15 protein-coding genes are annotated in these 14,786 nt (G+C 63.5%); 8 read left to right on the plus strand and 7 right to left on the minus strand.

Going from position 1 to position 14,786, the window contains the following annotated elements:
- Nucleotides 1–101: 101 nt before the first annotated feature.
- Complete coding sequence (locus AC3WP7_RS24655) at nt 102–395, minus strand: hypothetical protein (RefSeq protein ID WP_071491590.1); 294 nt, start codon at nt 393–395, stop codon at nt 102–104.
- 90 nt (nt 396–485) lie between these two features.
- Between AC3WP7_RS24655 and pbpC the strand changes: the two genes are divergently transcribed.
- The 6 genes from pbpC to AC3WP7_RS24685 all read left to right on the plus strand — a co-directional run bounded on the left by pbpC (nt 486) and on the right by AC3WP7_RS24685 (nt 7,403).
- The gene (pbpC, locus tag AC3WP7_RS24660; protein ID WP_102593277.1) at nt 486–2,816 is read left to right on the plus strand and encodes a peptidoglycan glycosyltransferase PbpC; all 2,331 of its coding nucleotides are present in this window, start codon (nt 486–488) and stop codon (nt 2,814–2,816) included.
- Nucleotides 2,817–2,962: 146 nt separating this feature from the next.
- Complete coding sequence (locus AC3WP7_RS24665) at nt 2,963–3,271, plus strand: MazG-like family protein (protein WP_093514656.1); 309 nt, start codon at nt 2,963–2,965, stop codon at nt 3,269–3,271.
- A complete protein-coding gene (locus tag AC3WP7_RS24670; RefSeq protein WP_102593278.1) occupies nt 3,264–4,013 on the plus strand; it encodes a methyltransferase in 750 nt (249 codons plus the stop codon). Before AC3WP7_RS24665 ends, AC3WP7_RS24670 begins: the two co-directional genes overlap by 8 nt.
- 24 nt (nt 4,014–4,037) lie before the next feature.
- Nucleotides 4,038–4,640 (plus strand): DUF4136 domain-containing protein, encoded by a 603-nt coding sequence (locus AC3WP7_RS24675; protein ID WP_093128495.1) that lies wholly within the window; start codon nt 4,038–4,040, stop codon nt 4,638–4,640.
- Nucleotides 4,641–4,685: 45 nt separating this feature from the next.
- Nucleotides 4,686–5,243, plus strand: a complete 558-nt coding sequence (locus tag AC3WP7_RS24680) for a DUF4136 domain-containing protein (RefSeq protein WP_071493017.1) — start codon at nt 4,686–4,688, stop codon at nt 5,241–5,243.
- A 213-nt stretch (nt 5,244–5,456) separates the two neighbouring features.
- On the plus strand, nt 5,457–7,403 hold the full coding sequence (locus tag AC3WP7_RS24685) for a pilus assembly protein TadG-related protein (RefSeq protein ID WP_102593066.1): 1,947 nt from the start codon (nt 5,457–5,459) through the stop codon (nt 7,401–7,403).
- Here the strand turns inward: AC3WP7_RS24685 and AC3WP7_RS24690 are convergent.
- The gene (locus AC3WP7_RS24690; RefSeq protein ID WP_102593067.1) at nt 7,400–10,126 is read right to left on the minus strand and encodes a PAS domain-containing protein; all 2,727 of its coding nucleotides are present in this window, start codon (nt 10,124–10,126) and stop codon (nt 7,400–7,402) included. The two genes, AC3WP7_RS24685 and AC3WP7_RS24690, sit on opposite strands and share 4 nt — an antisense overlap.
- Complete coding sequence (locus AC3WP7_RS24695) at nt 10,123–10,572, minus strand: TadE/TadG family type IV pilus assembly protein (RefSeq protein ID WP_092249984.1); 450 nt, start codon at nt 10,570–10,572, stop codon at nt 10,123–10,125. Before AC3WP7_RS24695 ends, AC3WP7_RS24690 begins: the two co-directional genes overlap by 4 nt.
- 72 nt (nt 10,573–10,644) lie before the next feature.
- Here AC3WP7_RS24695 and AC3WP7_RS24700 point away from each other — a divergent pair, with 72 nt between their 5' ends.
- Nucleotides 10,645–11,094 (plus strand): prepilin peptidase, encoded by a 450-nt coding sequence (locus AC3WP7_RS24700; RefSeq protein ID WP_093128505.1) that lies wholly within the window; start codon nt 10,645–10,647, stop codon nt 11,092–11,094.
- Nucleotides 11,095–11,219: 125 nt separating this feature from the next.
- Nucleotides 11,220–12,008 (plus strand): response regulator transcription factor, encoded by a 789-nt coding sequence (locus AC3WP7_RS24705; protein ID WP_102593068.1) that lies wholly within the window; start codon nt 11,220–11,222, stop codon nt 12,006–12,008.
- Nucleotides 12,009–12,011: 3 nt separating this feature from the next.
- Here the strand turns inward: AC3WP7_RS24705 and AC3WP7_RS24710 are convergent, their stop codons facing one another.
- Genes AC3WP7_RS24710 through AC3WP7_RS24725 form a run of 4 tightly spaced genes read right to left on the minus strand, consistent with a single transcriptional unit; the run spans nt 12,012 to nt 14,783 of the window.
- Nucleotides 12,012–12,281 carry a DUF3613 domain-containing protein gene (locus AC3WP7_RS24710; RefSeq protein WP_092249993.1) on the minus strand — a complete coding sequence of 90 codons (270 nt, stop codon included), beginning with the start codon at nt 12,279–12,281 and terminating at the stop codon, nt 12,012–12,014.
- A gap of 10 nt (nt 12,282–12,291) precedes the next feature.
- The gene (locus AC3WP7_RS24715) at nt 12,292–13,002 is read right to left on the minus strand and encodes a tetratricopeptide repeat protein (protein WP_092249996.1); all 711 of its coding nucleotides are present in this window, start codon (nt 13,000–13,002) and stop codon (nt 12,292–12,294) included.
- A gap of 10 nt (nt 13,003–13,012) precedes the next feature.
- Nucleotides 13,013–13,900 carry a type II secretion system F family protein gene (locus AC3WP7_RS24720; RefSeq protein WP_092249999.1) on the minus strand — a complete coding sequence of 296 codons (888 nt, stop codon included), beginning with the start codon at nt 13,898–13,900 and terminating at the stop codon, nt 13,013–13,015.
- A 1-nt stretch (nt 13,901) separates the two neighbouring features.
- Nucleotides 13,902–14,783, minus strand: a complete 882-nt coding sequence (locus AC3WP7_RS24725) for a type II secretion system F family protein (RefSeq protein WP_092250002.1) — start codon at nt 14,781–14,783, stop codon at nt 13,902–13,904.
- Nucleotides 14,784–14,786: the final 3 nt, after the last annotated feature.

A 14,786-nucleotide genomic window follows, 5' to 3' on the forward strand; every position in this document is an offset into this window, starting at 1 on the left:
GGCTTGCCCCCGATGGCGGTGGATCAGTCAGCTTATCTGTAGCTGACCCACCGCTATCGGGGGCAAGCCCCCTCCCACAGGTGATTTGCGGTGTTTTGGGGTCAGTGGACGACCCAGCTCAGAAGCCACAGGCCCAGCAGCAACCAGATAATCCCCATGATGATCGACGCCCGCATGAAGGCGCGCACCGCCGAGTACAGCAGCATCAGGCCGATGATCAGGGTGAGGATGCTGATGATCGAGGTATCCATGCCCAAGGTGCGGGACAGGCCATCGATGAAGTTGCCACCGGCATGGGTCAGCGCACCAAACAGGCCGCTGAGCCCGTCGACGATAAAACGGATGACCGAACCGAGCGCCTGGCCCAACCATTCGAAAAAGCTTTCTACCTGCATGTGTGTGTCCTGATGAGAAGGTGGGCGTATCTGTGCCTTTGGTTGTTATTGCAACAGGCTAGTTCCCTACCAGCATAGAGGTTTGCCCGTTTGAGTTTGCGTTTAGTTGCCCGCTGGACCCTGGCCAGCCTTTTGTTGGTGATCGCCCTGCTCTGGCTGGCCGACCGCATCTGGCCGTTGCCCTTGCCCAAGGATGACCTGGCGCGGGTGGTGCTGGCCGAAGATGGCACGCCGTTGTGGCGGTTTGCCGATGCCAACGGTGTGTGGCGCTACCCCGTGCAGACCCGCGAGGTGTCGCCGTATTACCTGGATGCGCTGCTCACCTATGAGGACCGTTGGTTCTACCAGCACCCCGGCGTGAATCCGCTGGCGCTGGTGCGGGCGACCTGGCAGAACCTGACCGGCGCGCGGGTGGTGTCGGGCGGCAGCACCTTGTCGATGCAGGTGGCGCGCTTGCTGGATCCGCATTCGCGCACTTTCCACGGCAAATTGCGTCAGTTGTGGCGCACGGCACAGCTGGAATGGCACCTGTCCAAGGAAGAAATCCTCAACCTCTACCTGAATCGCGCCCCGTTTGGCGGTACGTTGCAGGGCGTGGCCGCCGCCAGTTGGGCGTACTTGGGCAAGTCGCCGTCACAGCTGACCCACGCCGAAGCCGCCTTGCTCGCCGTGCTGCCCCAGGCGCCCAGCCGCTTGCGTCCGGACCGCCACGCCCAACGCGCCCAGGACGCCCGCGACAAAGTGCTGCGCCGCCTCGCCGAATTCCAGGTGTGGCCGCAAGCCGCCGTCGATGAGGCCCTGGAAGAACCGCTGTTGCTCGCGCCGCGCCTGGAGCCGAGCCTGGCGCCCTTGCTCGCCCGGCGCCTGAACCGCCCCGACAGCCCGTCGCTGATCCGCACCACCCTGGACGCCACCCTGCAACGTCGCCTCGAAGATTTGCTGTTGGGCTGGCGCGCGCGTTTGCCGGAGCACACCTCCGCCGCGATCCTGGTGGTGGAGGAGGAAACCATGGCCGTGCGGGCCTACCTCGGTTCGGTGGATATCAACGACGCCAAGCGCTTCGGCCATGTGGACATGATCAGTGCCCTGCGTTCGCCGGGCTCCACGTTAAAGCCGTTTTTGTACGGCATGGCGTTGGACGATGGGCTGATCCACTCCGAATCCCTGCTGCAGGACGTGCCCCGACGGTATGGCGATTACCGGCCGGGCAACTTCTCCATGGGCTTCACCGGTGCAGTGCCGGCCAGTACGGCGCTGTCCAGCTCGCTCAACCTCCCGGCGGTACAGTTGCTGGAAGCCTATGGGCCGAAGCGGTTCGCCGCCGAAATGCGCATCGGCGGCGTGCCGCTGGCATTGCCGGCATTGGCCGAGCCGAACCTGGCGCTGATCCTGGGGGGGGCGGGCAGCCGCCTGGAAGACCTGGTGAGTGGTTACAGCGCCTTCGCCCGGGACGGCAAAAGCGCCACCCTTCGCTTGCAGCCGGACGATACGCTCAGGGAACGGCCATTATTGTCGCCAGGGGCCGCCTGGATTGTGCGGCGCATCCTCAGCGGCCAGGCGCGACCCGACCGCGACCCGCGTGCCGAGTTGGTGCAGCGCCCGGTGCTGGCCTGGAAGACCGGCACCAGCTACGGCTTTCGCGATGCCTGGGCGATCGGTGTGGGGCCGCGTTACCTGATCGGCGTGTGGATCGGCCGCCCGGATGGTACGCCGGTGCCGGGCCAGTTCGGCCTGGCTTCGGCCGCACCGCTGATGTTGCAGGTGCACGATGTGCTGACCAACCGCGACAGCCAGCGCGGTATCACTGCACCGGTCAAGCCGGTGCCGGCAAATGTCGGTGTGGCCGCGATCTGTTGGCCGCTGGGCCAGCCGATGAACCGCAGCGATCCCAACTGCCGCCGCCAGCGCTTTGCCTGGACCCTGGACAACACCACGCCACCCACTTTGCAGGCGTTGGACCAACCGTTGAGCGTGGGTTTGATGGAAAGTGTGTGGGTCAATGCCAAGGGCTTGCGGGTGGACGCCCGTTGCCCCGGTGCCGAGCCCAGGAGCATCGCCCTGTGGCCCGCGCCCCTGGAGCCTTGGCTGCCCAGGGCCGAACGCCGCGAAGCGCGCATTCCCGCGGCCGACCCCGATTGCCCGCCACCGGCGCTGGCCGCCTCTTCACCTTTATCCATCGTTGGCGTGCGTGAAGGTGACCAACTGCGCCTGCCCGCCGCCAGCCAACAGGCGCTGCGCCTCAAACTCTCTGCGTTGGGCGGCAGCGGCCGGCGTTGGTGGTTCCTTAACGGCGCGCCCCTGGGCGACAGTGCCAACCAGGACTTTATCAATGCCAGTTTCGAGCAACTGGGGCGCTATCAACTCAGTGTCCTCGACGAAGCCGGGCAGACCGCGCGCGTCGAGTTCAGCGTCGTTGATTAGATCGCTATCGAGGGCAAGCCCCCTGCCACACTGGGATGTGTTGGCCTATCAAAGGTGGGAGGGGGCTTGCTCCGGTGACGGCCCAAAGGTTCACTTGCCTTGAAGGCCATTCCCCCCGAAGCTATCCACCTTCAGGAGCCTGCCACATGAACCTCGAACACCTCACCGAACGCCTGCACCGCATCCGCGATACCAACGACTGGAAGCAGTTCCACAGCCCCAAAAACCTGGCCATGGCCGCCAGCGTGGAAATGGCCGAGCTGGTGGAGATCTTCCAATGGCTGACCGAAGACCAGTCGCGCCAGCTGCCGGCCGACAAACTCGCCCATGCCGGGCAGGAAGTCGGCGATATCGTGCTGTACCTGCTGTTGCTGTGCAGTGAGCTGGGCCTGGACATGAACGAAGTGGTGCACGCCAAACTGGCCGACAGCGAACGGCGGTTTGCCCATGAGTGACCGTCATTTCGACCAGTTGGCCACGCGCTTCGCCGAGAAAATCTACGGCGGTGCCAAAGGCGCGATCCGCCTGGCGGTGCTCCAGGCCGACCTCACCGAAGCCCTGCCAAAGCGCCCGCTGCGTGTGCTGGATATTGGCGCGGGCCTGGGCCATATGTCGTTGTGGCTGGCTGAGCAAGGGCATCAGGTGACCCTGGCCGAACCCGCCGAACCGATGCTCGAAGGCGCCCGCCAACGTTTCGCCGAGGCGGGGCAGACCGCGACGTTTATCCATGCGCCCTGGCAAGACCTGCTCGGCCAGCTCACCGAACCCTACGACCTGGTGCTGTGCCATGCCGTGCTGGAATGGCTGGCCGAGCCCCATGCAATCCTGCCGGTACTGCACCAACTCGCGGCGCCGGGTGGGTGGCTATCCCTGGCGTTCTACAACCGTGATGCGCTGATCTATCGCAACCTGCTCAAAGGCCACTTCCGCAAAATGCGCAAGAATGACATGGCCGGCGAAAAGCAGAGCCTCACGCCGCAACAACCGCTGGACCCACGAGAATTGGCGGCGCAACTCGAAGGCTTTTGGCAGGTCGAAAGCCAAAGTGGCGTGCGGGTGTTCCACGACTATATGCCGGTGGAATTCCAGGCCCGTGCGGATTTGCAGGACCTTGTAGAGATGGAACTCGCTCACCGTCGTCACCCAAGCTTTGCCGGACTTGGGCGTTATTTGCACTGGATCTGCCGTCCGGTTTAGGCGGGCCAGTCTGGGGAGGTCGAAATGCGTCGTCTCTGTTTGATCCTGTTGTCCCTGGGGTTGGGCGCCTGCTCAAGCCCCAACCCTTATGTTGCCGCGTCGGCGCCGATCCCACCGGCACCGCCCCAGGCCGCCCACACCTTTGATACCAGTGCCTACCCGGCGCCAGTGCGTGATTACGGCGCCTACCGCAATTGGGCCTGGCGCAACGGCCAGCTGCCGGCGGGCACTGCCTGGGCCGATTCGGCGCAGATCGCCGAAGCGGTCAGCGGCGCCCTCGACCAGCGCGGCCTGCGTCCCTTGCATGACAACCGCCCGGCGGACCTTTTCGTCAGCGCCGACGTGCGCCTGGAGAAGCGTCTCAAGCAAGTCCAGGATGACTACGGCTACGGTTATGGCGGCTATAACCGCTACGGCAACGGTTATGGCATGTACAACTCGGTGCCGATCGTGCGCACTTATGAAGTCCAGGTCGTGGTGGTGCGCGTCAACCTGTTCGATGCCCGCACCGGTCAGCCGGTGTGGAGCGCCAGCGCAGAGACGGGCAGCCAGGGAAGCCTCAGTGAACGGGCGGATGCCTTGCGCCAGGCGGTGCAGAAGGCAATGACGGCGTATCCTCCCAGTTAACCGCTATTCTCATCTTTGGCGCGGGTCGCTCTTTGGAGAACAACCATGTTTCGTCGTATCGCTACGCTCGCTTTTGTTGTGCTGCTAGGCGGTTGCCAGACCAGCCAGGTCAACCACGACTTTGACGCCAGCCGGGACTTCGGTGCCTACCGAAGTTGGGCCTGGAAAGACCCGGCCCTGCAATACCGCCCGGATGACCCGCGCATCAAGAGCGACCTCACTGAACAACGCATCCGCCAGGCCGTGGGTGAACAACTCGACCAGCGCGGCCTGCGCCCTGCGGCGCCGGGCACCAGGGCTGACCTGAACGTGCAGGCCTACCTGATCGTCGAAGACCGCCAGCAGCAGGTCACCACCAACTACGGCGGCGCCTGGGGCGGCCCGTGGAATGGCTATTGGGGCGCGCCGATGTACAACGAAACGCGGAACATCACCTACAAAGTGGCGACCATCCAGATCGACCTGCTCGATGGCAAGGACGGCAAACTGGTCTGGCGCGGCAGCGACGAACAGATGATGGCCACCTCGCCCAACCCTCAGGACCGTGACAAAGCCATCCGCACCACCGTCACCCGCGTCCTCTCCAGCTACCCCCCTCACTAACCTCTGCGGGCGCAGGCTCGCTGTGGCAGGCGGGCTTGCTGTGGAGAGCAGGCTTGCCGTGGCGAGCAGGCTTGCTGTGGCGAGCAGGCTTGCCCTGCGTTGGGCTGCGAAGCAGCCCCCTCAACCCCCCCCCTCAAACCGATTTATGGCAACGGGCCAGCCCTTGTCTACACTCAAAACCATCTACGGAGAGTAAGCGCTAAGGAGTGCCTGATGTCTCCCCGACTTGGTTACAGGCAGCGTGGTGCGATTGGCCTGATGGCGGCAGCTACCCTGGCCCTGGCCATGGTCTTCATGCTGCTGGCGGTAGACAGCGGCCGTCTCTATCTGGAAAAGCGCAAGCTGCAGTCCGTCGCCGACAGCGCCGCGCTGGAAGCCGCCAGCCGTGGCGGCCTGTGCACACCCGCCACCACCGCCAATGACTACGCCGTGCAGAACGCCACACGCAACGGTTTCAGCGTGGTCGCTGGCGACAGCAGCCGTGGCCTGGCCGTCACCTGCGGCACCTTGACCACCAATGCCGGCAATGTCCGTGTATTCACTGCCGACGCCACCAAAAGCGATGCCGTGCGCGTGGTCGCCACGCGCAGCGTAATCACCAGCATCGCCAGTGGGCTGTGGGGCATGTTCAGTGGTGCGCCGGTCTCCACCCAGATGACGCTGAGTGCCACCGCCGTGGCCGCCTATGCACCGCCGGTGGCGCAACTGACGATTCGCAGCAGCCTGGCCTCAGTGAACTCCGGCAACTCCCCGCTATTGAACATGGTCATCGGCAATCTGCTGGGCGGCAGCCTGTCCCTGACCGCTGCGGGCTGGAATGGCTTGCTGACGACGAACGTGAACCTGCTCGGTTACCTGGACCAGTTGGCGGTTCAATTGAACGTCAAGGCGGGGGACTACGACGCGTTGCTGAGCACCGCCGTATCCGCCAGCCAGTTGCTCGACGCAGCGGTGAAGGTTCTGCAAAAAAACGGCGCGGTCGCCACGGCGGTGATCAACGATGTCATTTCAGTGAAAGCCATTGCCCCGAATACCCAGCTTTTGAAGGTGGGCGATCTGTTGAAGGTCGCTACCGGTACACCAGCGGCTGCCTTGAATACCAGTGTGCAGCTGTTTCAGTTGCTGGAGACCGTGGCGCAGCTATCCAGTAGCAAAAGTGCGGTCGGTGCGGCAGCGCAGGTGAATATTCCTCTGGTTGGCACCGTCTCGGTCCAGACCAAAGTCATCGAGCCGCCGCAACTGTCTGCGTTTGGCAATCCGGCCAAGGCCAAGGCTGGGCTTTTGAATAATCCGCCGACGGACCAGATTTTTGTACAAACTGCCCAGGTACGCACTTTGATCACCATCGATGCGCCGATCATCAAGGTGGTCTCGGGGGTTTCATCGATACTGACCGGGCTGGCGACGCCTGTGTCGAAGGTGGTCGGCGGTTTGCTGAACCTGAACCTGCTCGATGTGGTGGCCGGTGTCGTGTGCATAGTCGGGTGCAATGTGGCTGATGTGGATATCACCACGACTTTATCCATCTATATCGAGGCGGCCAGCGCGGAGAGCCACGTGACAGACTTCAGTTGCGCCACACCGGCCACCAAGTCGTTGACGGTGCAGGCCACCACGTCACTCGCCACCCTGGGCGTCGGCTATGTTGATCCGGTGTCGGCGTTTTCATCGTCTGCGCCTGTCAATGTGCAGCCGGTGCGGCTGATCGACTTTGGCCAACGCTTTTGCCTGCTGACCCTGGTGTGCGGGCCTCGCACGGCCGGCGTTGGCGGTGGCTTGAACCTGAGGGCGTTGTCCACCGTGGGGGCGCAAACCAATACGGTGTTGTTTTCGCCGGTGAATGACGTCAATGCGGCGACGATCTACAAAAGCCCACCCGGCACCGCCAATATCGTTAACAGCCTGGGCGCTACCTTGAACGGCCTGCAGGTCACCTATGTCCCACCTACGGGGAGCACGCCCGCTACGCCGAACAGTACAGTCACCGGTGCACTGGCGACCATCGTCAGCTCGGTGGTCAGCCTGGTCCAGAACGTCCTGGCGCCGATCCTCGACCCTATCGTCAATACGTTGCTCGCAGCGCTGGGCGTCAACCTCGGCAACGCCGAAGTCGGCGCCAACCTCAGTTGCCACATGGGCCGCGCCTATCTGGTGATCTAGCTGATCGGCAGCTCCACACAAAACTTCGCGCCGTGCTCGCCATTGGCGACGCTCAAGCGTCCGCCCATGTTTTCCACAATGCCGTAGCTCACCGACAACCCGAGCCCCGTGCCCACGCCGATCGGCTTGGTGGTAAAGAACGGCTCGAAAATCCGCTCCAGCAACCGTGGGTCAATCCCGCCGCCGTTGTCTTCCACCCAGATCCGCACATGGCGGCTGTCCTGTTCGCAATGCACTGCGATCCAGGGACGAAATTCGGGGTGTTTTCCCCGTTTGCTCAACAGCGCGTCACGGGCATTGACCATCAGGTTGATCAACACCTGTTCAAGCTGATCGACATAGCCTTTGACCTGGACCTGGACGTCCGCCGGGGTGATCCGCAGCTCAACGCCCTTGCCGCGCAGGCCCTCGCCGAGCAGTGACAGCGTGCCTTCCACGGCCTGTGACGGGTCGAAGGGTTGCTGTTCGATTTCCGAGCGGCGGCCGAACACCCGCATATGGTCCACCACCCGCGTGGCGCGCTGCACCTGGGTGTCGATGCGTTGGAGTTTTTCGGTGAGGTAGTCGATCTGCGCATCGCCGTTGCCCAGGCGCTTGAGCACATTGACGATGGCCATGCGCATCACGTTCAGCGGCTGGTTGATTTCATGGGCCAGACCGGTGGCCATTTCGCCCAGGGTGGCCATCTTGGCGCTTTGCGTCAGTTGCTGCTGGGAGCGGCGCACTTCGGTGTTGTCACGGCCCACCGCCTGCACCTCCACCAGCGAGCCCTGTTCATCGAACACGCCACGGTCCGACCAGACCCACCAGGCGTGTTCGCGCCCCGGCAGTTCAAGGCTGATTTCGGCGGTGCTGACCGGGAATTCCGCGCTCAATTGGCCGATACGCTGCACAAACGCCTGGCGCTGTTCCTGCGACATCCAGTGGCCCAGGTTCAGCCCTGGCAGCTCTGCGGGCGGGCATTCCAGGTAATTGGCCAGCGGTGTGTTGCCGAAGGTCAGGGTCAGGTCGGGGCGATAGCGGCAGATCATTGCCGGGGAGTCTTCGACCAGGATGCGATAGCGTTCTTCGCTCTGCTTGATCTGTTCGGCGGCCAGGGTCGCCTCGGTGACATCCAGCCACAGGCCGACAGCTTCCACCGGCAGGCCCAAGTCATCGCGCAGCAACTTGGCCTCGTCCAGCAGCCAGTGGTAGTGGCCCTGTTTGTCGCGCAGGCGGTAGCGACTGCGTACGCTGCCTTCGCGCAGCAACTGGCGGCTGCGCTCGAAGTACCGGTCGCGGTCTTCGGGGTGGATCAAGGACGCCAGGCTGTCGTGGTTGCACTCGGCCAAGGTCCAGCCCAGCAGCGGTAGCAGGCTGTCGCTGAAAAAAGCCGGATGCAGGGCGCCGTCGACATAGCGCTGCACATAGATCACGGCCGGTGAGCTGGCGATCAGGTTGTCCAGGCGTGCATGGGCGGCGGCGGCTTGCAGTTGCTGGTTCTTGATGTCGCTGATGTCGAGCATGAAACCGATCCAGCGGCGGCTGTCACCCACGCCAAGCACCTGGCCCTGCACGCGATACCAGAGCGGGTGGTGCTCGGCGTCGGTGCGTTGCAGGCGCACGCTGGTCAGCAAGGGTTTGCCCAGGGCCAGCAGGTCGTGCAGACGGCTGTCGAGGGCCTGGCGATCGGCGGGGTGAATCAATTCCAGCCATTGGCTCAAAGGTTGTAGGGTCGGACCGTCTTCCAGGCTGAGGCTGTGCAGCAACTGCGGGGCCAGCTGGATTTCGTGGGTGGCCGGCAGCAGCTCCCACCAGCCGGTGCCGAGCAGGCCCTGCAACGCCTCCATGCGGTCGAGCTGCTGGTGATAGCGCTGCTCGCGCAGCCGGCTCAGCAGGGGGGCGGCGAGGGCGGCGGTGAGATTCAGCCAGTCGCGGTCGTTGGTGTGCTGCTGGCCGTTGTATGGGCCACAGAGCAACCAGGCGGCGACGCCCTGACTGTCACGGTAAGGCACCAGAAAACCGTCGGCATCGCCGAATATACTGTGCAGACGCGGGTTATCGCTGCGCTCCCGGGCCAGGCTCAACGGTACGTTGCCATTGACGCTGTCCAGGCTGATGCCCAGGTGTTGGCCGGCCTGCCACAAGGCGGGGGCGTCGTGGGCGGCGTACTGGCTGTAGATCCGCCAACCCCGGTCTTCGTCATCGAGCAGGGCCAGGGCAACGCAGGGGATGTGCCAGCGCTGGGCCAGGCTGCGCAGGTGCTCGTTGAACACCTCGGGCAGGCGGGTCAGGCTGCACACCCGCAACTGCTCGCTCATCTGGCAGGCGAGTTGATGGTTCTGTTCGCGGTGCTGGGCCAGTTGCCGGCCGGCCAGTAAATCACCCACGTCCTGCAGGCGCAGACTCCATTCATCACCGTCGGGTTCGATCCAGCCGCGAGTGTGCAGCACCTGGCCGGTTGCGCCCTGGAAGTCCAGGTCCAGGTTCTGGTGTTGCCAGTCGGCAGGGCTGCCTTCGATATCCAGGGCACTGTCGGCGCACAGCAGCTCACGCAGTGGCGGCCGACGTTCGCCGATGGCGTGGGTCGCCAGCTGTGAGCGCAGGGTGCCGCGGATACCCAGCACGTGGCCTTGAGCATCCAATTGCACCTGCAGGCCTGGCATGGGCATGCCCGGCATATCGAGGGGCGGCGCGCTGACGCGGCCGAGCAGGCGGCCGAAGAGTTTGTCCCCCGACGTCAAAACTGCAGACTCGAACTGGCGGACAGGTTGGCCGGCAGGCTCGGGACGGTGCCGATCCCCGGCAGCACCAGCGCCGGGAACACGGAATAGAGGTTGGTAGTCGGGTAGTTGATTGCCACGGTCAGCGTGGTCGTGGCGCCGTTATAGGAACTGCTGATGTAACTGGGGGAGAACTGGAAACTGCTCGGGATCCATTTCAACTGCTCTATCACAGTGGTTTTGGCACGGTCGGTCACCTGCGTGCCGTAAGCGGTGCCGGCGGCTATCGGGTCCACCGACAGGGCCTGGCGCACGGCCTCCGCCGCCGCCTGGTTGAACGACTGCATCAACAGCAACGGCAGGCTATAGCTGATCAACCCGTAGAACACGGCAAAAAAGATCGTGAAGACCAGGGCGAACTCAATCGCCGCCGCACCTTTTTGCTTTCCAGGCAGGCCTGTTTTCATGACTGCGTCTACCCTGACGGCTACTACTTGATATCAGCATAGAATCAATCAGCGAAAAGGGATGTTTTTTACGTGATCCACGGCGTGGTGATACTGCTCTGGCTGGTCCTCTGTGCGTGGCAGGATATCCGCCAGCGGCAGATCGCCAATGGCTTGACCCTGACGGCAGCGCTGTTGGCACTGATCTTCTTGCTGTGGACGGGCACGACCTGGCTCGGAGCGCCCGCCAGCGAGGGCGGTTGGGCGTTTGCCCTGGCCCTGTTGTTGACCTTGCCCGGGTATGCGCTGGACCGCTTTGGTGCGGGAGATGTGAAGCTGCTGGCTGCCCTGGCCCTGGCCAGTACGCTGGACTGTTTGCTGTGGTCGTTGATCGGTGCGGCGCTCTTTCAGGCGTGCTGGGTGCTTGTGAGTCAAAGGCTTGGGGCGCGTCGGGGGAGGGCAGATGCGCAGGTGTCGACCAAACAGCCATTTGCCCCCTTTGTCCTGACAGGATTTGTGCTGTACTGGCTTTGGATCCATTAGTCGAACAACCGCTCTACCGCTATGTACATAGTCGAAAAGTACGTCTACGTTTATGAAGTATCCGTAAGTTGTTTTTTGTCCAAATGGATGGGTCGCCCATTTGCTTGCCAGGCATGGAGTAGCGCGTGAACAAGCTTACCTCGGCAGTAAAAGTGCTCGTGGTCGACGATCAGCCGTTGATCGTGGAAGAGCTCTGCGAATTTCTTGAAGGCAGCGGCTACCGCTGCGCCCCATGTGAGTCCAGTCGACACGCCTTGCAGCGCTTCAGTGAAGACCCCGAGATCGGCCTGGTGCTGTGCGACCTGCATATGCCGGACATGGATGGCATCGAGCTGGTGCAGGCCATGCAGAAGGTCGCGGGCAAGCAGCGCGCGTTCGAGGCCATCATGCTCACCGGGCGTGCCGACAAACAGGACGTGATCAAGGCCCTGCGCGCGGGGATCTCGGATTACTACCAGAAGCCGATCAACCTCGATGAGTTGCTCGAAGGCCTGCAACGCCAGGAAGCGGCGCTGGAGGAGCGGCAAAAAGAGCTGCACCTGGGGCACCTGAACCAGAAGCTGCAATACCTTTCCGAATCCATCAACGATTTGTACCATGACCTCGACAAAGTGCGGCGCAGCCCTGGCGCCGGCTTGGCGGATGAGGGCGAGCCGGTCGTCGATGATGCCGGGCCGATCGAAATCCCGACCATCTTCAACCAGCTGTCGCCGCGCCAGCTCGATGTTGCGCGCCTGGTGGGCAAGGGCCAGACCAACTACCAGATCGCCTGTGAACTGGGGATCACCGAGAACACCGTCAAGCTGTACGTGTCCCAGGTGCTGCGCCTCACCCATATGCATAACCGTACCCAGCTGGCACTGGCCCTGTCGCCGACTATCTCGGCGCCGCGGCAACGGGTGACGGCGCACTGACGGTTACTGACTCTTCCCACCCTTGGAAGACCCGCCGGATTGCGACTCGAAGAACTCCGGAATCGGATGCTTGTTGCTGTCCAGCCAACGCTGCATGGCCTGTTCCCGTTCTGCGGGCGTGGTTCGTTGCGGCGTGGCGGAAGCTGCGCGCCCATCGACCTGCAAGGCCATCCAGTTTTCCGTCTCCGCCTGATAGGGGGACGACGGGCCCGGCTCGATGGCCAGTGCGCTCAGCGGTAGCAGCGCCAGTGCGATTAAGTAATGTGCTGTCATCTCGCTCTCCTTACTTCAGGGTCACCGGCAGGGCCTGGCTGACTGCCGCGACTTTGCGTGCCGCCACGCCGGTGGCCTTGAGTTTCTCCGCGCGGGCCTGGGCCTCGGTGAACTGCTCGCGGCTCAGGCCCAACTGGCTGACGACCTTGGCCGCTTGCCCCCAGTCGTTCTGGTAGATCAACAGTGTGACCAGGTTGACGGCGGCCAGCGGGTCGCCTTGCTTGAGTTCGATGGCGGTCATGAATTCAAAGCGGGCGTCTTCCACCCGTAATTGGTTGAGGTAGACCACGCCCAAGTCATTGCGGATCTTTTCGTCAGTGGGGGCCAGCTGCGCAGCCCGTTGCAAGTGGGTCATGGCCAGGCCGTTGTCGCCGCTGGCGGCCGCCAACTGCCCGAGGCCGTGCTCGCCTTCGGCCGTCATGCAGGTGCCGAGCAGGCTGCGGTATAGCGGCTCGGCTTCGCTGCGCCCGAGCAGGCGATAAGTGCGGGCCTTGCGCTGGCGCACCTGGGGCAGGGACTCGGGCAGGTTTTGCAGGTTGGCCAGGCTGGCGTGCAGCTTGCCTTCGTTGGCCAGGTCGTCGGACAGGTTCAGCGCCAGCTCCTGGTCCGCGCTCGGCTTGGTGCAACTGCCCGGTGAGGTCAGCGCCGCCCAGGGCGATTGGCCGTTGGTGGCGCAGCCGCCGAGCATCAACAGCGTCAGGCCGGCAATCAATGCTTTCATCAAGGTCTCCTCAAAAGTGGCTCAACGCGCGGGCGATGCCGATAAAGGCCGGGCCGCCGAGCACGATCAACAAAGCGGGGAACAGAAACACCATCATCACCACCGACATTTTTGCCGACATCTTCGAGATGTATTCCTGCAAACGGGTCAGGCGTCGGTCGTCGAGCAGTTGCTTGAGGGCCAGCAGGGACTTCATCGCGCCGCCGCCCTGCTGGATCAATTGCTGGAGGATGATGCAGGTGTCGGTGAACTCATCCACCTCCAGCAGGCGTGCGGTCTTGCCCAGTTCCTCGCCCAGCTCCAGCCCCGAATCGACCCGTGCCAGGATCAGGCGTAGTTCATGCGTCAACGCGGGGAGCAGGCGTTGGGCTTCGTTGCCCACCACCCGCAGCGACTGTTCAATCGCCATGCCGGATTCGAACAGGATGCGCAGCAGTGGAATGAAGGTTGAAATTTCCTTGGCGATGGTCTGCTGGCGATACTTGGCCGCAGCGGCGAGCACGCGTTTGGGCAGCAGGTAGCCGATGCCCACGGCAAACATCGGCGCAATCCATGCGGGGGCCGCGTGCGCAAACAATAGCTGCTGGCCGAGCAGGGTCAGGCCCAGCAGCACAATCGGCGTACCGACCTGGAAGGCGGCGAACAGCGAGCGCTGGCTGGCCTTGCGCCAACCGACCCGGTTGAGGAGAACCTGAGTCTCGTTGTCCAGGCTGACCGAGCGCTGGGCCAGGGCGCTTCCCCCCAGTTGACGCATGAAGCTACCGAGTTTGTGGTCGCTGGCCGTCCGCCCTTGCAAGCGCTCGGCGACCCGTCGATCGCGCCGGCGGTGTTCAAGCACCTGGCCTCCCACCAGTACCGCGGCGGATAGCAACAACAGGGCGCAGGCCAGCAGCACCATCTCAGACACTCCTCAACATGCGCCACATGACGAAGGTACCCGTCAGGTCCATCCCCAGCGCGGCGAACAGCATGATGCGCCCGGTGTCGTCGTTCCACATGGTCATCAAGTAGCCAGGGTTGACGATCATGAAGTAGCCGACGATCAGGATGGGCAGTCCGCCCAGCACATAGGCGGTCATGCGCGTTTCACCGGTCATGGCCTTGAGCTGCCGGGCACCTTGTTCGCGCTCGCGAATCATCTTGATCAGGTTTTCCAGCAGTTCGCTGGCGTTGCCGCCGTAGCGGTGGTTGACCTTCAGGCCGAGGGCGAACAGGCGGAATTCGTCCTGCTCGTAGAACTCGGCAAAGTCGCTCACCGAGTCCGGCAGGCTGACCCCCATGCGCACATTGCGTTGCACGCGGGCCATGGCGTCCTTGAGTGGGTCTTCAACGCCTTCGACGCCTCCAAGTACCGCATCTGCCAGGGTTCTGCCGGACTTGAGGCTGCGTACACTGTGGTCGAGCAACTGCGGCAGTTGCTCGACCATGCGCTGCACGCGCCGTTGATAACGCCAGCTGATGTACAAGCGCAGTACCAGGGGCGGCGCCACGACCATCGCGATCAGCCCCAGACCGCCGGCCAGCAGCCAGCCGAACAGCGCGCCGATCACCCAGGCGCTCAGCCAAAGGCCCAGGCGGTCAGTGGGTTTGCCCAGCCCGGCGCGCTGGAACATGCGCTCAAGAGCGGTCCACTTGGTGTTCGTTTCCTGTGCCTGCGGCTGGCCGTCACCCAGGCGCTCCAGCACGCGGTCCGTCTGGGCTTTGCGCAGGCCATGCTGAAACTGCCAGAACGACAGGCCGATCAACAGCAGGCAGACAAGCAACAACACCGGTCCTGTCATCAC

Source organism: Pseudomonas sp. FW305-3-2-15-C-LB1 (assembly GCF_058787615.1).